22 protein-coding genes are annotated in these 22,717 nt (G+C 68.0%); 7 read left to right on the forward strand and 15 right to left on the reverse strand.

All coding sequences use genetic code 11. The annotated features are described in order from the left end of the window. Positions 1-29: 29 nt before the first annotated feature. From CFB52_RS25580 to CFB52_RS25595, 4 genes are all read right to left on the reverse strand, one after another. On the reverse strand, positions 30-518 hold the full coding sequence (locus CFB52_RS25580; RefSeq protein ID WP_060011924.1) for a thioesterase family protein: 489 nt from the start codon (positions 516-518) through the stop codon (positions 30-32). Positions 519-528: 10 nt separating this feature from the next. Next, the gene (locus CFB52_RS25585) at positions 529-1,494 is read right to left on the reverse strand and encodes an L-carnitine dehydrogenase (RefSeq protein WP_059643173.1); all 966 of its coding nucleotides are present in this window, start codon (positions 1,492-1,494) and stop codon (positions 529-531) included. A gap of 89 nt (positions 1,495-1,583) precedes the next feature. Further along, entirely contained in the window at positions 1,584-2,513 is a 930-nt protein-coding gene (locus CFB52_RS25590) for a 3-keto-5-aminohexanoate cleavage protein (RefSeq protein WP_059584402.1), read from the reverse strand. A 61-nt stretch (positions 2,514-2,574) separates the two neighbouring features. After that, on the reverse strand, positions 2,575-3,528 hold the full coding sequence (locus tag CFB52_RS25595; RefSeq protein ID WP_060968452.1) for a choline ABC transporter substrate-binding protein: 954 nt from the start codon (positions 3,526-3,528) through the stop codon (positions 2,575-2,577). Between the two features lie 445 nt (positions 3,529-3,973). On the opposite strand from CFB52_RS25595, the gene CFB52_RS34790 reads away from it, so the two are divergent. Then, complete coding sequence (locus CFB52_RS34790) at positions 3,974-4,141, forward strand: hypothetical protein (RefSeq protein ID WP_155644555.1); 168 nt, start codon at positions 3,974-3,976, stop codon at positions 4,139-4,141. 148 nt (positions 4,142-4,289) lie between these two features. Here CFB52_RS34790 and CFB52_RS25600 read toward each other — a convergent pair whose 3' ends face one another. Genes CFB52_RS25600 through CFB52_RS25630 form a run of 7 tightly spaced genes read right to left on the reverse strand, consistent with a single transcriptional unit; the run spans position 4,290 to position 9,789 of the window. Continuing rightward, complete coding sequence (locus CFB52_RS25600; protein ID WP_099317775.1) at positions 4,290-5,795, reverse strand: aldehyde dehydrogenase family protein; 1,506 nt, start codon at positions 5,793-5,795, stop codon at positions 4,290-4,292. A 33-nt stretch (positions 5,796-5,828) separates the two neighbouring features. Then, on the reverse strand, positions 5,829-6,317 hold the full coding sequence (locus CFB52_RS25605; RefSeq protein ID WP_257220633.1) for a cytochrome c: 489 nt from the start codon (positions 6,315-6,317) through the stop codon (positions 5,829-5,831). A gap of 38 nt (positions 6,318-6,355) precedes the next feature. Further along, complete coding sequence (locus CFB52_RS25610; protein ID WP_099317777.1) at positions 6,356-6,856, reverse strand: cytochrome c; 501 nt, start codon at positions 6,854-6,856, stop codon at positions 6,356-6,358. Then, complete coding sequence (locus CFB52_RS25615; RefSeq protein ID WP_059643247.1) at positions 6,853-7,398, reverse strand: methylamine dehydrogenase light chain; 546 nt, start codon at positions 7,396-7,398, stop codon at positions 6,853-6,855. Before CFB52_RS25615 ends, CFB52_RS25610 begins: the two co-directional genes overlap by 4 nt. Positions 7,399-7,437: 39 nt before the next feature. Then, positions 7,438-8,073, reverse strand: coding sequence for a methylamine dehydrogenase accessory protein MauD (mauD, locus tag CFB52_RS25620; RefSeq protein WP_060011939.1), 636 nt, complete (start codon positions 8,071-8,073; stop codon positions 7,438-7,440). Next, positions 8,070-8,624 carry a MauE/DoxX family redox-associated membrane protein gene (locus CFB52_RS25625; protein WP_060011941.1) on the reverse strand — a complete coding sequence of 185 codons (555 nt, stop codon included), beginning with the start codon at positions 8,622-8,624 and terminating at the stop codon, positions 8,070-8,072. The genes mauD and CFB52_RS25625 overlap by 4 nt, the downstream gene beginning before the upstream one ends. 7 nt (positions 8,625-8,631) lie before the next feature. After that, positions 8,632-9,789 carry an amine dehydrogenase large subunit gene (locus CFB52_RS25630; RefSeq protein ID WP_099317778.1) on the reverse strand — a complete coding sequence of 386 codons (1,158 nt, stop codon included), beginning with the start codon at positions 9,787-9,789 and terminating at the stop codon, positions 8,632-8,634. Positions 9,790-10,030: 241 nt separating this feature from the next. Here CFB52_RS25630 and CFB52_RS25635 point away from each other — a divergent pair, with 241 nt between their 5' ends. The 5 genes from CFB52_RS25635 to CFB52_RS25655 all read left to right on the forward strand — a co-directional run bounded on the left by CFB52_RS25635 (position 10,031) and on the right by CFB52_RS25655 (position 16,072). Then, a complete protein-coding gene (locus CFB52_RS25635) occupies positions 10,031-10,993 on the forward strand; it encodes a helix-turn-helix domain-containing protein (protein WP_059584388.1) in 963 nt (320 codons plus the stop codon). Positions 10,994-11,106: 113 nt separating this feature from the next. Next, positions 11,107-12,051 (forward strand): GlxA family transcriptional regulator, encoded by a 945-nt coding sequence (locus CFB52_RS25640; protein WP_099317779.1) that lies wholly within the window; start codon positions 11,107-11,109, stop codon positions 12,049-12,051. 480 nt (positions 12,052-12,531) lie between these two features. Then, positions 12,532-14,244 (forward strand): M36 family metallopeptidase, encoded by a 1,713-nt coding sequence (locus tag CFB52_RS25645; protein ID WP_099317780.1) that lies wholly within the window; start codon positions 12,532-12,534, stop codon positions 14,242-14,244. Positions 14,245-14,323: 79 nt separating this feature from the next. After that, entirely contained in the window at positions 14,324-15,577 is a 1,254-nt protein-coding gene (locus CFB52_RS25650) for a M20/M25/M40 family metallo-hydrolase (protein ID WP_060011949.1), read from the forward strand. Between the two features lie 132 nt (positions 15,578-15,709). Continuing rightward, positions 15,710-16,072 (forward strand): YbjQ family protein, encoded by a 363-nt coding sequence (locus CFB52_RS25655; protein ID WP_059584382.1) that lies wholly within the window; start codon positions 15,710-15,712, stop codon positions 16,070-16,072. 26 nt (positions 16,073-16,098) lie between these two features. On the opposite strand, the gene CFB52_RS25660 is transcribed toward CFB52_RS25655, so the two are convergent. The 4 genes from CFB52_RS25660 to betC all read right to left on the reverse strand — a co-directional run bounded on the left by CFB52_RS25660 (position 16,099) and on the right by betC (position 21,547). Further along, positions 16,099-17,574, reverse strand: a complete 1,476-nt coding sequence (locus tag CFB52_RS25660; protein ID WP_373680970.1) for an MFS transporter — start codon at positions 17,572-17,574, stop codon at positions 16,099-16,101. 23 nt (positions 17,575-17,597) lie between these two features. Next, positions 17,598-18,737 (reverse strand): porin, encoded by a 1,140-nt coding sequence (locus CFB52_RS25665; protein WP_059584379.1) that lies wholly within the window; start codon positions 18,735-18,737, stop codon positions 17,598-17,600. A gap of 260 nt (positions 18,738-18,997) precedes the next feature. Next, positions 18,998-19,966: a choline ABC transporter substrate-binding protein gene (gene choX, locus CFB52_RS25670; RefSeq protein ID WP_099317781.1), complete on the reverse strand. Its 969-nt coding sequence runs from the start codon at positions 19,964-19,966 to the stop codon at positions 18,998-19,000. A gap of 45 nt (positions 19,967-20,011) precedes the next feature. After that, positions 20,012-21,547: a choline-sulfatase gene (gene betC, locus CFB52_RS25675; RefSeq protein ID WP_060011953.1), complete on the reverse strand. Its 1,536-nt coding sequence runs from the start codon at positions 21,545-21,547 to the stop codon at positions 20,012-20,014. Positions 21,548-21,786: 239 nt separating this feature from the next. On the opposite strand from betC, the gene CFB52_RS25685 reads away from it, so the two are divergent. After that, positions 21,787-22,692 carry a LysR family transcriptional regulator gene (locus CFB52_RS25685; RefSeq protein WP_059643217.1) on the forward strand — a complete coding sequence of 302 codons (906 nt, stop codon included), beginning with the start codon at positions 21,787-21,789 and terminating at the stop codon, positions 22,690-22,692. The last annotated feature ends 25 nt before the right edge of the window (positions 22,693-22,717 follow it).

Genomic DNA, 22,717 nt, shown 5'->3' on the forward strand with positions numbered 1-22,717 from the left:
AGGTCGAAGATCGACGGTAAAGCGCGCCGCTAGCGACGCGGCGGCAGCGCGATCACGCGGCCCGCATACGCGGGCGCCGCGCAATCGCGCTGCAACGCATGCAGTTCCGCCACGCGCGCGGCCACGTCGTCGTCGAACGGCGCCGATTTCGCGCCGTCGCGCGTATCGACGTGCAGCAGCATCTGCTCGCTCGCCGATACTGCGTCGTCATGCCCTTGCGCGAACAGTTCGAGATACAGGTGCAGCCGCTTCGCGTCGTGCGCGAGCACGCGCGCATCGACGCGCACCGGCGTGCCTTCCTTGATCTCGTGCAGGTAGTTCACGTGCGCTTCGAGCGTGTAGACCGAGCGGCCCCGCGCGCGACGCGCGGCGTCGTCGAGGCCGATGCGATCCAGCAACGCATCGGTCGCGAAGCTGAAGATCAGCAGGTAGAACGCATCGCGCAGGTGGCCGTTGTAGTCGACCCATTCGGGCCGCACCACGTCGCGGTAAATCGTCAGCGGGGTATCGCCCGTCATCGCCAGTCCTTTATTCCTCGAATCGCATCCCGTGCCGCGCCTTCACCGCGGCGATCGCCTTCAGCACCTCGGTGATGCACTCGTCGCGATAGCGTTCGAGTTCCTTGATGCTGCGCGCGCCCTGCTGTTCGGTCGTGCCTTCGACGACGCTGTCGATCAGCGCGTCGGTGAGCTTCGGCGCGACCAGCTTCGTCCATGGCAGTTCGAGCGCGGGGCCGAACTGCTGCATGAAGTGTCGCATGCCCGCGTCGCCGCCGGCGAGCGTATAGGTCAGGAACGTGCCCATGAACGACCAGCGGATACCCGCGCCGAAACGGATTGCGTCGTCGATCTCGCCGGTCGTCGCGACGCCTTCGTTGACGAGATGCAGCGCCTCGCGCCACAACGCTTCGAGCAAACGATCCGCGATGAAGCCCGGCACTTCCTTGCGCACGTGCAGCGGCCGCATGCCGAGCTTGCGGTAGATCTCCATCGCGGCTTCGACCGCTTCCGGCGACGTGCGCGCGCCGCCGAGCACCTCGACGAGCGGCAGCAGGTAGACCGGATTGAACGGGTGGCCGACCACGCAGCGCTCCGGATGCGTCGCACGCGCATAGAAGTCGGTCGGCAGCAGCCCCGACGTCGACGACGCGATGATCGCGTCCGGCTTCGCCGCGCGGCTGATCTGCTCGTGCAGTTCGAGCTTCAGCGCCTCGCGCTCGGGCGCGCTTTCCTGGATGAAATCGGCATCGGCGACGCACGCTTCGATCGTCGACACGAACCGCAGCCGCGCCGGATCGGCGCCCGGCGCGAGGCCGACGCGCTCGAGCGCGGGCCACGCGTTCGCGACGTTCGCGCGCAGCCGTGCTTCGGCGCCGGGCGCCGGGTCCCACACGACCACGTCGAGACCGTGCGCGAGCGCACGGCAAATCCATCCGCTGCCGATGACGCCGGTGCCGATCGCGGCGAACGTCTTGATGTCGGTCTTCACAGCCATGTCAACGCATCCTTCGAATCAGGGGAAATCGATGGCGGCCGCGCGTGGACGCACGCCGCCGTGTCATGCCGGTCAGTAGGTGAAAAAACTCACGCGAATTCGGCGATCGCGCGGCGTTCGAGCGGACGCTCGCCGCGCGCCGGCAAGCCGAGCTTGCGGCGGCCTTCGGCCGGCGTCAGCACGCGCCCGCCGAGCCGTTCGATGATTTCGCGCGCGCGCTCGACGAGCGTGCCGTTGGTCGCATGCACGCCGCGGTCGAGCCAGATGTTGTCTTCGAGGCCCACGCGTACGTGGCCGCCGAGCAGCATCGCCTGCGCGACCATCGGCATCTGCATGCGGCCGATTCCGAAGCCGGCCCAGTGCGCGCCCGGCGGCAGGTTGTCGACCATCGCCTTCATCGTGCCGGTGTCGGCCGGCGCGCCCCACGGGATGCCGAGGCACAGCTGGAACAGCGGCGGATCGTCGAGCAGCCCTTCCTTCAGCAACTGCTTCGCGAACCACAGATGGCCCGTATCGAAGATCTCCAGCTCCGGCTTCACGCCGAGCTCCTGGATGCGCTTCGCGCCGGCGCGCAACTGCGCGGGCGTCGACACGTAGATGTAATCGCCGTCGCCGAAATTCAGCGTGCCGCAATCGAGCGTGCAGATCTCGGGCAACAGTTCCTCGACGTGCGCGAGACGCGTGAGGCCGCCGACGAGATCGGTGCCCTTGCCGAAGCGCATCGGGTCCTCGCCGGGGCCGATCTCGAGATCGCCGCCCATGCCGGCCGTCAGGTTGATGATCACGTCGACGTCGGCCGAGCGGATGCGGTCGACCACCTCGCGATACAGGTTCGGGTCGCGGCTGCCGCGCCCGGTTAGCGGATCGCGCACGTGGCAGTGGGCGACCGTCGCGCCGGCCTTCGCGGCTTCGATCGCGGCGGCCGCGATCTCCTTCGGCGTGACGGGAATCGCCGGATGCTTGCCGACCGTATCGCCCGCGCCGGTGACGGCGCAGGTGATGATGACTTCGTGATTCATGCTGGATGCCTCGCTTGATTCGGGTTGTGTCGCATTGCGGGTAGCGCGCGGGCGCCGGCCATCACAGGCCGAGATACGCCTTCACGGCTGGCAGGCCGTCCTTGCCGTCGAACGTCTTGACGCCCGCGAGCCACGGATCGAGCACCTGCGGGTTCTTCTTCAGGTACGCCTTCGCGGCCTCGGCCGGCTTGGTCTTGTTCATCACCGACTGCATCAGCTGGTTCTCGAGCTGCGTCGAGAAGCGCAGGTTCGTCACGAGCTTGCCCGCGTTCGGGCAGCGCGCGATGAAGTCGGGCGCGGTGAGCGTGTACACGCGCGCCTCGCCGTAGTTCGGCCCGAACGCCGCGTCGCCGCCCGACAGGTAATTCATGCTGAGCTGAATGTTCATCGGGTGCGGCTCCCAGCCGAGGAACACGACCCACTTCTTCTCGCGAATCGCGCGCTCGACCGTCACGAGCATCCCGGCCTCGCTCGATTCGACGAGCTTGAAGCCGCCGAGCCCGTACTGGTTCGTGTCGATCATCTTCTGGATCGTTGCGTTCGCGCTGCTGCCCGGCTCGATCCCGTAGATCTTGCCGTCGAGTTCCGCGCGGTGTTTCGCGATGTCGTCGAAGGTCTTCAGGCCGGCCTGGTACACGTAGCTCGGCACCGCGAGCGTCGCCTTCGCGCCGGACAGGTTCGGCGGCTCGACGACGTTGATCGATTTGCTGTCGAGGAACGGTTGCAACTGCTTCTGTTGCACGGGCCACCAATAGCCGAGCGACACGTCGAGCTGCTTGCTCTTGAGGCCGGCGAACGAGATCGGCACCGATGCGATCGTCGTGGTCGGCTTGTAGCCGAGCGCCTCGAACACGGTCGACGCGAGCGCGGTGGTCGACGTGATGTCGGTCCAGCCGATATCCGCGAAACGCACGGTGCGGCAGGTCGCGGCCTCCGTCTCGGCCAGCGCGGCCTGCGTGAACGCGCCCGTCGCCAGCACGGCCGCGGCGAGCGCGGCGATCTTCGTCGACTTCATGGTTCGATTCCTCCCGGTTGGTCTCGCGGCAGCCGGTGCGCGAAGTGTGCGCCGGCCTGCATCGTGGGAGTAAAAGTAACGAGCCATATTCGCCGCGAGAAGACCGGCGGCGACCTGTTCTTGCCTGTTTGCGACTATGAGTGGAAACCACTAGGTTTCGTCTGAGGCTTGACCGACGGGGGTTTGGGGTTTTTATGGAGATCCGCCGGATTGCCCGGATGCGGCGCGCACCTTTCGATTCCGCCACGGCGTTGCTGACGGATTTCCGACGCGTTGCCGGATGTCGTGGGCCGGCCCTATGCTGGCAGTCGCCGGGCGTTCGCGCGCGGCTCGCCCCGTTGCCGTGCCGCACCGGGCCCGGACGTCGCGCGTCGCCGGAACGAATGCAGACGGACACGGCCGCCCGTCGCGACGTCAGTCTTCGATCTTTCCGCCAAGGAACACCATGATGCTTGCCGCTTTCTTCGTCGTCGCCCTTGTCGCCCTCATCGCGCCCATGTACCGCGGCGTGATGCGCGGCGCGGATGCGAAACTTCGCGCGCGATTCGATGAGGAGGCCCCGCGCGGCGATGCGGCACGCCAGTTGATGCGCGACGCGGGATACAACGTCTGATCGGCATACCCCGCATCGCGCGGCATTCAGCGAGCGCGATCCGCGTCGCCGGCGCGGCGTGCGTCATTGTCGGGGGGGTGCTGATCCGCGCGTGACGGCCGCGCTTGCGTTCCCGATACGCCGGAAACGCACGCATTCGCCGCGACGCTCACGCGTAGTTCATCATCACCGACTTGCTTTCCGTGTACTGGTCGATCACCGCACGGCCGAGCTCGCGGCCGAAGCCCGACTGCTTCATCCCACCGAACGGCAACGCGTTGTCGAGCAGCGAGTGGCAGTTGACCCACACGGTGCCGGCCGCAATACGCGGAATCAGCTTGTGGATCGCCGCAAGATCGTTCGACCAGATGCTCGCGCCGAGGCCATACGGGGTGTCGTTCGCGAGCCGTACGGCCGTGTCGACGTCGTCGAACGGCATCGCGACGAGCACCGGCCCGAAAATCTCCTCGCGCACCACGCGCATCGCATGCGTCGTATCGACCAGCACCGTCGGTTCGACGAAGAAGCCGGGGCCGTCGATCGCGCGGCCGCCCGCCGCCGCGCGCGCACCCTCGCCGAACCCCGAGTCGATGTAACCGCATACGCGCTCGCGCTGCTTCGCCGACACGAGCGGGCCGACCTGCGTGGCCCGATCCATCCCCGGGCCGATCTTCAGGCTCGCGGCGATCTTCGCGACGCGCTCGATCACGCCGTCGAACACCTTCGCGTGGATGTACGCGCGCGACCCGGCCGTACACACCTGCCCCTGATTGAAGAAGATCGCGTTCGCGACGCCCAGCGCGGCCTTGTCGAGATCGACGTCGGGCAGCACGATCACCGGCGACTTGCCGCCGAGTTCCAGCGACATCCGCGTCATGTTGTCGAGCGCCGCGTGGCCGATCGTCTTGCCCGTCTGCGTCGATCCGGTGAACGCGATCTTGTCGATGCGCGGATCGCGCGACAGCGCCGCGCCGGCCGTGTGACCGTAGCCGGTGACGATATTGACGACGCCGTCCGGGAACCCGGCCGCCTGGATCAGCTCGCCCAGCCGCAATGCGCTCAGCGGCGTGTCCTCGGCCGGCTTCAGCACGACGGTGCAGCCGGTCGCCAGCGCCGGCGCGATTTTCCATGCGGCCATCAGCAGCGGGAAATTCCACGGAATGATCGCGCCGACCACGCCGACGGGCTCCTTGCGCGTATAGGCGAAGATCTCGCTGTCCGGCAGGTACGGCATGCCGGCATCGATCACGCTGCCTTCGATCTTCGTCGCCCAGCCGGCCATGTAGCGGAAGCACTGCGCGGCCATCGCGACGTCGAGCCCCTGCGCGACCATCACCGGCTTGCCGTTGTCGAGCGATTCGATCTCGGCAAGCTCGCGCGCGTGGGTTTCGATCAGGTCGGCGAGCGCGAGCATCAGGCGCTCGCGGTCGGTGGTCTTCGCGCTGCGCCACGGGCCCGCATCGAAGGCGCGGCGCGCGGCAGCGACCGCCTGCTGCACGTCGCGCTCGTCGGCTTCGGGCACCCGTGCGATCACGGTGCCGTCGGCCGGGTTCACCACATCGAGTTCGCGACCCGACGCGGCATCGCACCATTCGGCGCCGATCAGCATCTTCTTCGGCTTCGCGAGAAACGCGCGCGTTGCGTCGAGCAGCGCAAAGGTTTCGTTCGTCTTCATGTTCACGTTTCCTTGATTCGTTGAATGAGTCGGTCAATAGCGATCCGTGACGCCGTCGATCCCGCGCGCCTGCAACGCGCGGACGAGGCCGGCGCGCACGGTCGCGACGTCGGACAATGCGGGACGGCGGTGCGCGGCGACTTCGGCGGCCGTATACGGCTTGAAGTCGCGCGGCAGCGCATCGCGGTTCATCGTCGTCAGCACCCAGTTGAGCACGTCGGCCAGCTCCCGATCCGACAGCGCCGAGTTCGACGCGCCGGGCACGCGCATCACGTACTCGCGCCCGGCCGGCAGGTGCGTGAAATAGCCGAGCGAATTCGCGAGCGGCGGCACCTTGCCGGGAATGCCGCCACCCGTGGCCGTGTGGCAACCCATGCAGTTCAGCACCCAGTGCTGCCGCGCGAGCGCGGCATCGGCCGCGCCGTCGGCCCGTGCGGGCGTGGCGAACGCGCAAGCCGCCGCGCCCGCCAGCAGCAGCCGGGACGGCAGGCGATGCGATATGCCGCCGAGCCGCGACGCCAACGCGCACCGCCTGCCGCGTGCCGGCGCGCCAACGCCGCTCACAGGCCGAGCCCCTTGATCACCGCCGCGCGCTGCGCATGCACGGCCGCGCCGTCCATCGGCTTCGCGCGCGCCGCGCGGATATCGGCGGCCGTGAACGGCTTCGCGTCGGCGTGCTGCGCGTTGAGGTCGAACACGACGTAGTTGAGCACGTGCGCGATGTCGTCGTCGCTCGCGCTCGCGAACGACGGCATCTTGAAGTTGTAGCGCTTGCCATGCACGTCGATCTCGCCGAACATCCCGTGCAGCAGCGTCGCGATCAGTTGCGCTCGCCCCGCTTCCGCCGCCGCATACTTGCCCGGATACTCGGTCAGCGGCGGCGCGAGGCCGTCCTGCCCTTTCCCGCCCGCCTGGTGACACACCACGCACTGCGCGTCGAACAGGCCTTTTCCGGCCGGGTAATGGACGGTTGCCTGTGCGCCCGCCGCGGCGGGCCACGCGAAGGCCGCCACGGCCGTCATGCACGCCACGACGATCTTTCCTGCCTGCGTCACTTTCATTGTTTTGCCGCTCCCAGCAGAACCGAAACCGAACAGTGGTAATTCGAATTACCGTTCGCCATGCACCAGTTGATGTCGTTGTTCAGCGACAGCTTGTACAGCGGCTTCTCGCGCTCGTTGCGGTTGCAGAAGCATTTGCCGCACGAGGTCTTGCCGCAGCAGTCGTTGTACGACACGATGTAGTCCGAACCGTCGTGCGGATTGCGGCAGGTGCCGATCCACGTGATCGGCGAAGGCGTCGTGCCCGGTGGACAACTGCTCGACGTGCCGCCGCAGCAGCTGCAGAGCCAGCCGTCGATCGCGCAGTATTTCCAGTAGTCGCAGCTCGTCGGGTCGTCGCTCGCGCCCGCCGCGGCGGCGCCGGATGCGCCTGACGCCCCCGACACCGCCTCGGCCGCATACGCGGTACGGTCGACGGGCAGCAGCGGCAACAGCGCCGACCCCACCAGCACCTTGCCGAGCTTCGCCATCGCGCCGCGCCGCGAGCTGTGCTGCGCGACGCCGCGCGCCGACCGCTCGAACCATGAATCAAACACGCCCATGTCGTCGTTCTCCAATGACGTTGAAAAAGGTTCGGCCGGTCATGCGTGCCGCGCGTGCGCGTCGTGGGCATCGTGGCCGTGATCGCCGTGCACGAACTGCTGCAACGACGCGACGCCGCGCTCCTTCGCCTCGAACAGGCTCTCGAGATGCTCGCGCGTGTTGACGAGCCCCTTCGCGCGCACGGTGCCCGTTTCGTCGAGCAGGACCGCATACGGCAGCTTGCCGATCTGATAAGCGAGGCCGAGCTCCTGCGACAGCACGTACGGGAAGCGCCCGAGGTCGTGCTTTCGCGCGAAGCGCGTGTGTTCGTCGGCATCGCCGTCGCTCGCGAGCACGATGTTCACCGGCGTCGCCTCGCTGGCCTGCAGCGACGGCAGCAGCGGCAGCAGCTTCTTGCAGACCGGGCACGTCGGCGACAGGAAGAACAGCAGCGTGGCCTTGCCCGCTGCATCGATGCCGCCGACCTTCACATGCGACCCGCGAATGTCGGCCAGTTCGAACGTCGGCGCGATCGCGCCGACCGCCGGCCCCTTGTCGATCATCAGCGCGCCGGCCGGCATGATGCGTTCGTACAGGATGCCGATCTGGCGCACCAGCGCGAGGCAGATCGCGCCGAGCGCGAGGACGGCCACCCACAACAGGGCGGTGGAAACGGTGAGAGCGGTTTGCATCATGAATTCCTCAGATGAGAAAGGCGCGGGACGTTGGCGAGCAGCACGTCGACGGTGAGCAGCGCGCAGACGATCAGCAGCACGGAGAAGAACAGCGTCAGGTAGTCGAGCCACACGATGGCGCGCACGCCCGGCTCGACGAAGGCGGTCGCCGCCAGCGCGACGAGCAGCAGCACGCGGCCGACATGCAGCCAGCCGATGCCGCGCAGTGCGTCCGCACGCGCGGCCGTGAAGCCGGAACAGCCGCAATCGATGTCGGTGCGGCCGCGCAGCAGATTGATCGCGAGCCCGGCGGCAAACGCCGCGAGCAGCGCGATCAGGCCGCTCGCGCCGGCCGCGCGTGTGTCGGGAAACAGCAGCGCCACCGCGGCGACCACTTCCGCGAGCGGAATCGCGAACGCGACGGGCGCGGTCAGCGCATCGGGCAGCAGCCGGTAGCCGGCAAGCGCCTGGCGGAACGCGGCGGGCCGGCGCATCTTTGCGAAGGCGCCGAGCAGCACGACGGCGGCCGCGCCGGCCTGCGCGCTGGTGGCGAGTACGGGATCGAGTGTCATCGCGGCCTCACGGGTTGACGAGCAGCGACGACGTATTGCCGACCTGCTTCTCGACGTGCCGCAGCGCGCCGGTGAGCGCGTCCATCACGACGAGGTCGGAGGTCGCCGTCAGCCCGTAGAAGAGCGGCTTGTCGTCTTCGCTGACCTGAATCGACACGAGCGGCTCGACCTTCATCTGCGCGAGATCCCAGCGCGCGACGCGCTGTTTCGTCTTCAGGTCGTATACCCACACCTGCGTGCCGGGATCCTTGTGCGAACCGTCGGCGCCCTTGTGCATCAGCACGTAGTAGCGGTGCTGCTTCGCGTGCACGGCCGTCTGCTGCAGGCCGCCCGGGCGCCAGCCCTCGGCGCGCTCGGCGTCCGTCAGCAGTGGCCACGGCTTGCCGAACGCCGGCTTGTCGCCGCTGAAATCGGCGCTACGCACGTTGCCGCCGTAGGTGGTGAACAGATAGCCGCCGTCGTACCGCGACGCGTTCACGAACGCCGGATCCCTGTCGACGTCGATAAACGCGTCCGACATCGTGCGCTTCGCCTCCTTGCCGTTCGCGTCGAGCGTGACGGTCAGCGCCTTGCCGCTTTCGCACAGCGCGGTGAAGCGGTCGTTACCCGACGGATAGGCGAGCACGCACGCGGCCATGTCGATCTCCGACAGCACCTGCTTCGAGACGGCGTCGATCACCGTCACGGACGCGGCCGGCGTGATGTTCGCGACGTACAGCCGCTTGCCGTCCGCGCTGAACGCGGTGTTGTACGGCGACGGCACGTGTTGCGCGTGCTTCGCCGGAATCACGATCTCGCCCGCGTGATCGAGCGTCGTGTTGTCGATCATCTCGACGACGTCGGTGCGCGTGCCGTGCGAGCCGCGCGAGAAGTAAGTCGTCGCGACGAAGCTCGTCTTGCGGTCCGGCGAGATCGCGAAACCGGGGGCGAAGCCGCCGTCGATCTGGCCGAGCAGCTTCTTCGCATCGGCGTCGTACACGTGGATGCGCCCGTCGGTCATCGACGGCATCGAGATGTCGACGACATAGACCTCGTGCGGATGCCACGGCGGCATCTTCCGCACGGCCAGCTCTTCGGGTTTTTCCGTCGCGTTCGCGCTGCCGGCCCATGCCGCCGCCAATGCCAGCGTCGCCGCGAGCGCCGCGGTTCGTCGCCTTGTCCTCATGCCGCCTCCAGTGGGGAATTCACGTTGTGTGAGGCGACTGTAGTTCGACAATAAATGCGTCCAGCACCCGGACCGGCAACGCGTACGTGCCGATTCGGGATATCGGAAATGTGCGTGAAAGCCTCGCGGCGGCATGCGTTGCGCCCCTCTGAAGCACGCGCACGGAATAGCGCTGGCCCGTATTGCGTCGACCGCCCGGTCGGTTTAATCTTGCGCGGTCCGAACGATCGCCGGAGGTGCCGTGCTCGCGTTTCATCAGAGGTTCGACGACGCAGATCGGCATGCGGAGGCGCTGCGCGGCTGGAATCAGCGTTACGACCAGATCGGCTCCGGCGCGTATCGCAGCGCGGTCAAATACGCGGTGCTCGATGGCGTCCAGCTGTTCCAGGAAGCGGCGAACGTGCGCATCATCCAGCGCGGATGTTTGCCGCACGGCCATACGGTGTTCGGCATGCCTCTGACCGGCTCGGGCACCTTCGCGTTCGGCGACGCGCGCCTCGAACGCGGCACGATCGTGATGGCGCGCGGCGGCATACCGTTCGAACTCCATTCACCCGACGACATGTCGCTGATCGGCGTGGTCATCGAACCCGAATTGATGCAGCAGATCGAAGATGCCGCCGACGTCCGGCTGGATGCACGCGCGCTGCGGCGCGGCGTCGTCGAGGTGCCGGTCGCCGCACGCGAACGCGCGAGCGTGCAGCTCGCGACGCTGCTCGAACGCGTGCTGTCGGCGCCCGACACGTTCGATTCGGCCCGCGCGCAGTGCTCGATGCGCGCCGACGTCGGCAACGTGCTCGTCGATCTCCTCACGTACCGGATGCCCGAGCCGTCGAACCGGCTCACGCACGCCTGCCACGCCGACATCGTGCGCCGCGTGCACGACTACGTGATCGAGCACCCGGAAGCGCCGGTCGACATCCTGAGCCTCTGCACGCAATTGCGCGTGAGCCGGCGCACGATGCAGAACAGCTTTCAGTCGGTCGTCCAGACGAGCCCGCTCAACTACACGCGCTCGCTGCGCCTCGCGCAGGTCCGGCGCCTGCTGCTCGACCCGCGGCAATCCGACCTGCCGATCAGCGAGGCGGCCGCGCGCTGGGGCTTCATGCATCTCGGGCATTTCGCGAACGCGTACAAAGCCCAGTTCGGCGAATTGCCGTCGACGACCGTGCGCCGGACGGTGCATCGTGCGAAAACGCGCTGAGCGCCGGCAAAACCCGCGATAATCGGGCTTGAACGTCCGGCGAGCGCGCCGGGCGCGGCCCGCTCGCCGCGTCGCGCGGTGCGCGACGACCACCCGCTTCCACCCACGCTCCGATGCCCGAGGATTTCCACTTCCTGCTGCTGCCCGGCTTCTCCGCGCTCGGCTTCATGTCCGCGGTCGAGCCGCTGCGCGTCGCGAACCGCTTTCGCACCGAGCTCTATCGCTGGCACGTGATCAGCGCGGACGGCGCGCCGGTCGCCGCGAGCAACGGCATTCCGGTCGCCGCCGAAGCCGCGTGCGCGGACGTCCCGCGGGTCGATACGGTGTTCGTCGTCGCGGGCTTCGATCCGCTCGTCTGCTACACGCGTACGCTCGGCGACTGGCTGCGCCGCCAGCACCGGCATGGCGCCACGCTCGGCGGCATCGATACGGGCAGCTTCGTGCTCGCGGAAGCCGGGCTGTTCGACGCGTCGCAATCGCTCACGCTGCACTGGGAAGCGCTCGCCGCGTTCCGCGAGCGCTACCCGGGCCTGAACGCGACGCAGGAGCTGTTCGAGATCGACGACCGGCGCATCACTTGCGCGGGCGGCACCGCGTCGATCGACATGATGCTCGACCTGATCGGCCGCCGGCACGGCGCCGACCTCGCGGCGGCGATCTCCGAGCAGTTCGTCGTCAGCCGCATCCGGCAGCGCTCGGACAGCCAGCGGCTCGAGATCGCCGCGCGCTACGGCGTGCACAACCGCAAGCTGATCCAGGTGATCGGCACGATGCAGCGGCACATGGAGAACCCGCTCGGCTCCGACGCGCTCGCGCGGGAGGTGTCGATCACGCGGCGTCAGCTCGAACGGCTGTTCAGCGCGACGCTGAACGACACGCCGACGCGCTTCTACCTGAACCTGCGCCTCGATCGCGCGCGCGAGCTGCTGCAACAGACCGACATGAGCATCACGTCGGTCTGCGTCGCGTGCGGCTTCGAATCGCCGTCGCACTTCTCGCGCACCTATCGCGCGCGATTCGGGACGAGCCCGCGCAACGACCGGCGGGCAACGCGCTGATCGTCGCGGCTTTTGACTACAATCCGGCGCGGTATTGCGGGTTCCGGCAGCGTTTCCCGCCGTTCGCTCAACAATGCCGGCGATTGAACGGCCAACCGAAGCGGTCGTCGAAAATAATCTGGAATGTCGTTGAAAATATTCTGTAACATACCAAACAAAGTTAGATAGGTAGCCTAACGACACGCATGCGTCATCTCCACGCACGTCGGGTCGTGCAGGCTGCCAACCGATATCCGATATCGATCCGAGGGGTATGACATGACGATGCTCGATTCGCCGTCGCCGCACCTGCCTGCCGTTCGCTTCTCCTCCGCTTCGCCTGCCCGCTTCTTTTCGACGTGACAGTTAGGTTTCCTTAGTCAGTCGAGACTCCCAGCACCGCTTCGCCGCACCGGTTCCATCGAACCGGCGCGCGGGCCGTGTCGTGCCTGCTCGCCACGAGCGCGCGGGCGTGTCCAACCGTTGAGATGAGGATCACGTATGCAGACATCACGCAAAGCATTGCCGCTCGCCCTGGGTCTCGCGCTCGGTTTCGGCATCGTCGGCGGCACCCTGGCCGATACGAAAGTGTCGAATCCGCAGGCCGCGAGCCTGCGCGAAAGCCTGACGCGCGGCGTCGCGCCGCCGCCCGCGAAGGCCGATACGGCCGCCGGGCAATTCCGCGCGGACGGCGTCGCCGTCACGCTGTACAACCCGGCCTATCGCGCCAGGAAGGCCGCCGCGACGCCCGCCGCCACCGCGCGCGACTTCATCGCGTCGCAGGCGGCGCAGCTCGGGCTCGACGCCACCGCGCTCGCGAGTCTCGTCGTCACGTCGGAACGCGACGACGCCGACTTCACCGTCGTGCGCCTGCAGCAGCAGGCCGCCGGATTGCCCGTGTACGGCAGCGACATCGCGGTGACCGTCGCGAAGGACGGCCGTATCCTGTACGTCGCGAGCAACACGATCAACGGCGTGGTCGCGACGACGCGCAAGTCGCAGGCCGTCGACCAGCAGCAGGCGCTCGACCGCGCCCGCGCGTATCTCGGCGTGAGCGGCTTCACGCATCTGGATGCGCAGCTCGTCGCGTTCGTCGACAAGGCCGGCACGCATACCGCATGGAAGGTGCGCGGCCGCCCGCAGGACGGCCCGAAGGGCGACTGGGAGCTGCTGATCGACGCGGGCAGCGGCGAAGTGCTGCGCGCCGAGGACAAGGCGTTCTACGCGACCGACGGCACCGGCTTCGTGTTCCGCCCCGATCCGCTGTCGCCGACGAAGAGCAGCTACGGCAGCACTGGCTACAAGGACGGCAACGACGCCGATTCGACGCAGCTCACGGCCGCGCGCGTGCGCGTGACGCTGAAGGATGTCGCGCAGTCGGGCACGCGCTACACGCTGACGGGCCCGTACGCGGCATGCGTCGATTTCGACGCGCCGCTCGACAAGGCCTGCCCGTCGCAGTCCACACCCGCGTTCGAATTCACGCGCGGCAACCTGTATTTCGAGGCGGTGAACGTGTACTACCACATCGACACGTTCCTGCGTTACGTGAACCAGACGCTCGGCATCAAGGCGCTGCCGTACCAGTACACGGGCGGCGTGCAGTACGACCCGCACGGCGAATCGGGCGACGACAATTCGTCGTACTCGTCGAGCAGCGGCCGGCTGACCTTCGGGCAGGGCGGCGTCGACGACGCGGAAGACGCGGACGTCGTGATCCACGAGCTCGGCCACGGCATCCACGACTGGGTCACCAACGGGGGCCTGTCGCAACAGGAAGGCTTGTCCGAAGGCACCGGCGACTATCTCGCCGCCGCGTACAGCCGCGACTTCAACCAGTGGAGCCCGTCGGACGCGCAGTATCACTGGGTCTACAACTGGGACGGCCACAACGAGTTCTGGGCCGGCCGCGTGACCAACTGGAACGTCGGGCGCACCTATGCGCAGGCGCGCGGCGCGGAGATCCACACGGCCGGCCAGTACTGGGCGTCTTGCAACCTCGTCGCGCGCGACGCGATCGGCGCGCAGGCGATGGACAAGGCGTTCCTGAAGGGGCTGTCGATGACCAACAGCTCGACCAACCAGAAGGCCGCCGCGCAGGCCGTGCTGACGGCCGCATCCGCGCTCGGCTACAGCAGCGCGCAGCTCGCCGCGATCGGCAACGCGTACAACAAGAGCTGCACGTACGGCGTGACCGTCCCGCAGAAGTCGTAATACCGCAGCAGGCGGGAGCACATCGCACGACCTGCGGCGCGCTTCCTTCATCGACATCGCCATCCTCACGAGATCGAACATGCCTACTCTGACACCGACCCGCCTCAGCGCCGCGCTGGGCGGCATGCTGCTGACCGCCGTCGCGCACGCGACGCCCGTCTGGATCACGCTCGGCGACACCGCGTTCCGCCAGCTTCAACGCATCGATGCGTCCGCAACCGCGCAGTACAGCACGACCGTCGATGCCGGCAAGGCGGCCGACGGCGCCGCGCGCCGCGAAACCGTTCACGTCGTCGAGATCGACGATTCCCGGCTCGGCGAACTGGCCCACGCCGTCCACCATACGCGCGGCCACGGGCCCGGCTACGTCGTCCACGATTCGTTCGACGACGCGCGGCAGGCGCTGCAGCCGTTGCCGGCGACGCTCGCGAAACAGGCCGCCGCCCCCGCGTACACGGTGTCGAACGTGCCGCAGATCGGCGCGTGGATCCAGCAACTGCAGGCGAGCAACATCGTCGGCACGATCACGTCGCTGTCCGGCTTCACGAACCGCTACTACACGACGTCGCACGGCGTCGCGGCGTCCGACTGGCTCGCGCTGCAGTGGAAGCAGCTGGCCGGCTCGCGCGCCGACATCACCGTCGAACAGTTCGCGCACACCGGTTTTCCGCAGAAATCCGTGATCCTGACGATCCGCGGCAGCGATCCGGCCGCGGGCACCGTCGTGCTCGGCGGCCACCTCGATTCGACCGTCGGCCGCACGACGGAGAACACGCGCTCGCCCGGCGCCGACGACGATGCGTCTGGCATCGCCAGCCTGACCGAGGCGCTACGCGTGCTGCTCGCGAACAACTACCGGCCGAAACGGACGATCAAGTTCGTCGGGTACGCGGCCGAGGAAGCCGGCCTGCTCGGCTCGAAGGCGATCGCGAAGCAGTTCCGCACGCAGAATGCGAACGTGGTCGGCGTGCTGCAGCTCGACATGACGAACTACAAGGGCGATCCGAAGGATATCTACCTGATCACCGACTACACGAACGCGGCGCAGAACACCTACGTGAAGAACCTGGCGGCGACCTACCTGCCCGAGCTCGCGATCGGCACGTCGCAATGCGGCTATGCGTGCTCGGATCACGCGTCGTGGAATGCGCAGGGGTATCCGGCATCGTTCCCGTTCGAGGCCGACCAGAACGACAGCCCGTACATTCACACGGTGAACGACACGCTGGAAAACTCGGATCGACAGGCGAACCATGCGCTGAAATTCGGCAAGCTGGCGCTGGCCTATGCGGTCGATCTCGGCGGCATGGCGGGCGCGACGATCAAGCGCTGAGCATTCGTCGTCGAGCGGCTTTCTCGTTCGGCAACGAAACGGGCGTTCACCCGCGCGGGTGCGCCCGTTCGCATGCCTCTGCTCCGTCCGGCTAGAATCGTCGTTCGACCACTCGCTACACGCTCGCCCACCATGACCGAATCCACCCGCTCCATCGACGACCTGTCGCCCGATCGCGTCACGACCGCGTTCGACCTGCCCGGCCATACGACCGTCCGCTCGCTCGGCGTCGCGCAGGGTATCGTCGTGCGCTCGCGCTCGATCGTCGGCTCGTTCGGCGCGTCGCTGCAGACGATCTTCGGCGGCAACATCACGCTTTATACGTCGCTGTGCGAGAAGGCGCGCGAACAGGCTTTCGACAAGATGCTCGCCGATGCGCGCAAGCTCGGTGCGAATGCGATCGTCGCGATGCGCTACGACTCGACCGAGATCGGGTCGGGCGTCACGGAAGTCATCTGCTACGGCACGGCCGTGCGCGTGACGCAGGACGCGTGACGGGATCGCGCATCACGCGTCACGCGTCACGCATCGCGTTCGAGCGACTTCATGTTCGTGAGCTGCGGAAACAACCGCATCCACGCCAGCGCGACGGCGATCGTCGCCACGCCGCCGACGACGATCGCGGCCGGCGCGCCCCACCATGCCGCCGTCACGCCCGATTCGAATTCGCCGAGCTGGTTCGACGTGCCGATGAACAGCGAATTGACCGCGCTCACGCGACCGAGCATGTCGTCGGGCGTGCGCAGTTGCACGAGCGACAGCCGCACGACGACGCTCACGACATCCGATGCACCAAGTGCCGCCAGCGCGACGAGCGACAGCACGAAATGCCTCGACAGCCCGAACACGATCGTCGCGATGCCGAACGCGATCACGCCGCCGAACATCGCCCGGCCCGGCCGCCCCTTCAACGGGAAGCGCGTGAGCCACAGCGTGCCCGCGAGCGCGCCGACCGCCGGCGCCGCGCGCAATGCGCCGAGCCCCCACGGGCCGACCTGCAGGATGTCGCGCGCATAGATCGGCAGCAGCGCGGTTGCGCCGCCGAACAGCACGGCGAACAGGTCGAGCGACAGCGCGCCGAGAATCGCCGGTTCGCGCCGGATGAACGCGATGCCCGAAAACACCGAGCGCAGCGTGACCGGCTCGCGGGCGGGCGGCGCGCCGCGCAGCGGAATCGTGCCGCTCAGCACCGCCGCGATCGCGAAGGCCGCGACGCTCGTGCCGAACGCGACGGGTGCGCCGACACCGTAGAGCAACCCGCCGAACGCGGGCCCGAGGATCTGCGCGGCCTGGTTCGCGGACGTCGACAGCGCGGTCGCGCGCGGCAGATCGGTGCGCGGCACGACGGCCGGCAGCAGCGACGACACCGACGGCGACTCGAACGCGCGGGCCGTGCCGACGACCGCCGCGAGCGCGTACACGGCCGGCGCGGCCAGCCACCCTTGCAGCGCGCCGAGCAGGAACACGCCGGCGGCCAGTGCTTCGACGCTCTGGCAGATCGTCGCGATGCGCCGGCGGTCGTAGCGGTCGGCCACCTGTCCGACGACGAGCGTCAGCGCGAACATCGGCACGAACTGCGCGAGGCCGACGAGGCCGAGCGCGAACGCACTGTGCGTGAGCGCGTACACGTACCAGCCGATCGCGACCGACAGGATCTGGAAAGCCAGCGACGACATCACGCGCGTGCCCCAGAAGCGCTGGAACGGTGCGTGGCGGAACAGGTCGGCGGGTAACGAGGATAAAGGACTGGAATCGGGCACGGGGGTGGTCATCGGGGTCTCGGCGGTCGGCGGTGCACACCGCAACCGTTCGGGAAACGACGACACACGCGAATGCGTGCGTGCGGCAACGGTGCAGGCGCGGCCAAACCGCGATGATATGCCAACCGCCGAAAACCGGCCGGCCGCCGGCCACGCGCCCCGTCGAGCCGCGGCATCGCACAAAAAAAAGCGCGAACCACGGTTCGCGCCAAAGAGAGACCTCGCTGAAGACGTCACATCACTACACTGCACCTACCCGCTCAGAACGAATGCCGCATCCCGATCCGCACGTCGGCCTGCGTCTGCGTCGTCGACGGCGTGAAGCTGTAGCCGATCACCGCATCGACGCCCTGCGACGCGCGCAGGTAGTCGCCGGAGATGTACACGTCCGTGCGCTTCGACAGCAGGTAATGCAGGCCCGCCGTGCCCTGGTTCCAGTGATGGCCTTCGAAGCGCGTGTGCTGGTAGCCGGCGATGAAGCTCAGCGCCGGCGTGAACTGGTACAGGCCGCCGCCTTCGTACACCTGCATGTGCGACGACTGGCCGAAGCCCTTGATCGTCGTGTACGAGTAGTTGGCATCGAGCGTCAGCTTGCCGATCGTGTAGCTCGTGCCGATGCCGAACGTGCCCTGGCTGTCGACACCCATCGGCGTGTTCGCGAACAGGTCGGTACGTGCGCCGGTCGCCGGATCGACGGTGACGGTCTGCTGGCCGAGGAACGTGTGCGTGCCGATCATCGCGTACGGGTCGAACGCGTAGATGCCGTTCGGGTTGTTCAGGCGCGTGTACGCGGCGCCGATCGAGAAGTCGCCCTTCGTGAAGCTCGCGCCCGCGCTCCATGCGCTGTTGCGGTGGAAGTTGCCCGCGACATTGCCGAACGAGTACATCGCGCCGAACTTGAAGCCGCTCATGTCGTTCGACAGGAACTTCACCGAATTCGGCAGGCGGTCGCCGTTGAAGCGGTCGAAGTCGCCCTGGTGGATGGCGTAACCGCTGCCCCAGGCCGAGATGTTGTAGATCGACACGAGTTCGTTCGTGATGTCGAGCTGGTTGCCGAACGACAACGTGCCCCAGTCGTTCTGCAGGCCCACATACGCCTGCCGGCCGAATTCCGCGCCGCCGAAGCCGAGTTGCCCGTTGCCGAGACGGAAGCCGCTCTCGAGCACGAACACCGCCTTCAGGCCGCCGCCCAGGTCTTCGGTGCCCTTGAGGCCGAAGCGGTTTCCGTACGCGACGCCGTCGTCGAACTTGACCACGTGCGAGCCGCCCGTGTTGTTCACGTACGTGATACCGGCGTCGAGAATCCCGTACAGCGTCACGCTGCTTTGCGCGTGTCCGATGGCGGGAATACAGGCCGCGCATGCAAGCGCGGCGGCTACGGCAACTTTCGTGTGCTTCATTGTCGACCACCCTCCCTGAACCATTCGATGGATAGAATCTCGTCCCGGCGCGTGCCGCGATGCGCCGGTGGATTCGAATTCAGACCGCCCCGCTGGCTTCGGTATTTCGTTTTCCGCAATAACGCAGCCATTGGCGAAAAATACAAACCCATATTTCGGGTCACCCGTCTGAAGGCGACACTAAATGGTCACGATGCGACGGGTCGGGAAAACACGTAGACAGGCGGCACGGCGAAAACCGGCCGCCCGGAGGGAGGCGATCAGCGGCCGTCAAGGGCCGCGCGCACCGCCGGCAGGCCCGGCGCGCCGGCCGCGGTCGTCACGCCGTCGAGCCAGCCGGCGACCAGCGCGGGCTCGGCTTTCAGCGCATGCTGCGCCGCGAGCGCGGGCGGCGTCTTGTTGTCGAGCATGTCGGCGATCATCCGGTTCTCGACGTCGACGGAGAACGTCATCTGCCGGAACAGCCGCGCGAGGTTCGCGCACTGGCCGGCGAACCCGGCACGCGCGACCGTGTTGACCGTCGCACCGCCGTAGTTCGGGCCGAAATACGCGTCGCCGCCCGACAGATACGTCAGATGAAACTTCGTGTTCATCAGATGCGGCTCCCACGCGAGAAACACGATCCAGCGCTTGTCGCGCACCGCGCGCTCGACCTGCGTGAGCATGCCCGTCTCGCTCGATTCGACGAGCGACCAGTTCGCGGACCCGAGCGCGTGGTCGGACAGCATCCGCTTGATGTTCTGGTTCGCGGGCGCACCGGGCTCGATCCCGTAGATCTTGCCGTCGAAGCGGTCCGCGTAGCGCGCGAGATCGGCGAACGTACGCACGCCGGCGGCGGCCACATAGTCGGGCACCGCGAGCGTGAATTTCGCGCCGCTCAGGTTCGCATGCAGCACGTCGATCGATTTCTCGTCGACGAACGGCTTCACGAGCGGCGCCTGCGCGGGCATCCAGTTGCCGAGGAACACGTCGACCTGGCCTTTCTTCAAACCCTGGTACGTAATCGGCACCGACAGGTTCGCCACCGCCTGCCGGTAGCCGAGCGCCTTCAGCACGACGCCCGCCATCGCGTTCGTCGCATCGATGTCGGTCCAGCCGGGCGCCGCCATCTTCACGTCGCCGCACGTGCCCGGATCGGCGGCAGTCGCAGGCTGCGTCGCCGCCACGCACGCGGCGGTGGCGAGCGCCGCGCCGATCCTTCGAATTGCTGCATCGCATTGCCGTTTCATCGTCCGCTTCCTCCGTCGTTCGTCAATGTTCGCACTGCCGGACGTTCAGCGCCCGACGCGCGGAAAACGCGCCATCGCCTCGAGCGTGTCGAGTTCGATGTGATTGCGCATGTAGCGCTGGCTCGCGTCGGTAAACGGCTGCCAGTCCCACGCGTGGATGCGGCCCTGCGTCGTCGCCGCGTAATGGAAGCGCCGGCGCCGCTGGCTCGCGCGCACCTGCCGGTCCAGCTCGGGCAGGTTCCAGCGCTGCCCGGCCTCCGCACGGAACGCGGCGAGCACGTCGGCGGCTTCCGGCCGACCGGCCAGATTCGTGAGCTCGCGCGGGTCGTCCGACAGGTTGTAGAGCTGGTCCGGATCGGCCGGGCAATGCACGTATTTCCAGTCGCCGCGGCGGATCATCACGATCGGCGCGAGCGCCCCTTCCGCGAGGTATTCGCCGAACGCGACGTCGTGCGCGGGCGTGCCGTGCAGATGCGGCACGAGGCTCGCGCCGTTGACCGGGTCCGGCCAGCCGCCGGCGGGCGCCGCGCCGGCCAGATCGACGAGCGTCGGCAGCAAATCGACGTGCGACACGGGCCCGCGCACGCGCGCGGCGCCGAAGCGGCCCGGCGCATGCACGATCAGCGGCACGCGGCAGCCGCCCTCGAAGAACGTCATCTTGTACCAGAGCCCGCGCTCGCCGAGCATGTCGCCGTGGTCGGACGTGACGATCACGATCGTGTCGTCGGCGAACCCGCATTGCTCGAGCGCGGCCAGCACGCTGCCGAACTGCGTGTCGACATAGGACGTCGCGCCGTAATACGCGCGGCGTGCGGCGCGGATCTGCGCGTCCGTCGGCGGCGTGCGGTCGTTCTCGCAGACGAAGCGCAGCCGCTGCGAATGCGGATCGCTTTCGGCCGCATCGAGCCGCACGGCCGGCATGTCGATCTCGTCATCGTCGTAGCGATCCCAGTATTCGCGCGTGATCGCATACGGGTCGTGCGGATGGGTGAGCGACACGACCATGCAGAACGGCCGCGCATCGTGTCCGGCCGCACGCTCGCGCGCGACGTCGTATAGCTTCTGCTTCGCGGCGAACGTCACTTCGTCGTCGAAGTCGAGCTGGTTCGTGCGCACGCACGGGCCGGCGTCGAGCACCGAGCTCATGTTGTGATACCAGCTCGGCCGCTCGGTCGGGCTGTCCCAGTCGGGCACCCAGCCGAAATCGGCAGGATAGATGTCGGTCGTGAGGCGCTCCTCGAAGCCGTGCAACTGGTCGGGCCCGCAGAAGTGCATCTTGCCGGACAGCATCGTCCGGTAGCCGCCCGCGCGCAGGTAGTGCGCGAACGTCAGCGTTTGCGCGGGCAATTCGGCGGCGTTATCGTAGGCGCCGATGCCCGACGGCAGCTTGCCGGTCAGCAGCGAGAAGCGCGACGGCGCGCACAGCGGGCTCGCGCAGTACGCGGCGTCGAACACCACGCCTTCGGCCGCAAGCCGGTCGAGCGTCGGCGTGCGGGCGACGCGGTTGCCGTACGCGGGCAGCGCGAACGGCGTGAGCTGGTCGGCCATCAGGATCAGGATGTTGGGTGTCGGGTTCGTCATCGGCGATCGTGGGAAAAGCGGTGTTCGAATGGAACGGCTCGCCGCTCGGGCAGCGAGACGTCCGGCATGACGGAGGCGGCCCGCGGAAACTGCCGCGCGCCGGGGCCGCGCTGGCTAGAATCGCGGAATCCGTTGCCGCCGGCGCGTGAAGCGCATGTGCCGTACCGTCCGCTGCACTATCGCCCGCCCGAATTCGTGCGGGTAGGCGTCCGGCCCTTATGGGGCCATTAGAGGGACTTATGTCGAAACCCGAACCGTTACCGTCGATGCAGGCGCTGCGCGCGTTCGAATCGGCCGCCCGGCTCGCGAGCTTCACGGCCGCCGCGCGCGAGCTCGGCTCGACGCAGCCGGCCGTGAGCCAGCAGGTGTTCCAGCTCGAAGCCGAACTCGGCGTGCCGCTGTTCGAACGCAGCCCGCGTGGCGTCACGCTGACGGCCGACGGCGAGTGCCTGTACGAAGCCGTGCGGCTGAGCCTCGACACGCTGCGCGGCGCGACCGCGACGCTGCGTGCGCGCCGCGAGCACGGCGCGCTCACGATCGTCACCGACTTCGGTTTCGCGACCTACTGGCTGATGCCGCGCCTGGCCGGGCTCAAGCGCGTGATGCCGGACGTCGACGTGCGCGTCGTCACGTCACAGGATTACGACGCGCAACGCGACCACGGCGACATCGCGATCCTGTTCGGCGACGGCCACTGGCCGTCGTGCACGGCCGCGCGGCTGTTTCCGGAATCCGTCACGCCCGTGTGCTCGCCCGCGTTTCGCGACGCGCACCGGGGCGTCGCGCGGGCCGACCACCTGCTCGCGCTGCCGCTGCTGCACGTGCAGCCGACGCGCCCCGAGCGCTGGCTGTCGTGGGCGGGCTGGTTCGACGCGCACGGGCTCGAACCGCCGGCCGCCGCGCGCGGCGTGACCTTCAACAGCTATGCGCTCGTGATCCACGCGGCGCTGCTCGGCGAAGGCGTCGCGCTCGGCTGGTCGCCGCTCGTCGACGAACTCGTCGCGAGCGGCCAGCTCGTGAAGCTCGTCGATGCGCCCGTCGTCACGTCGCGCGGCTACTTCCTGGTGCGGCCGCCGCAGCGGCCGGAGCCGGACGCGACCCACGTGTTCCGGCGCTGGCTGCTCGACGCGTGCGCGGGGGCCTGACACGGCCCGCACCCTGCGGCCCTCG

The sequence above is a fragment of the Burkholderia sp. AU18528 genome, assembly GCF_002223215.2.
Lineage (GTDB): Bacteria > Pseudomonadota > Gammaproteobacteria > Burkholderiales > Burkholderiaceae > Burkholderia > Burkholderia semiarida.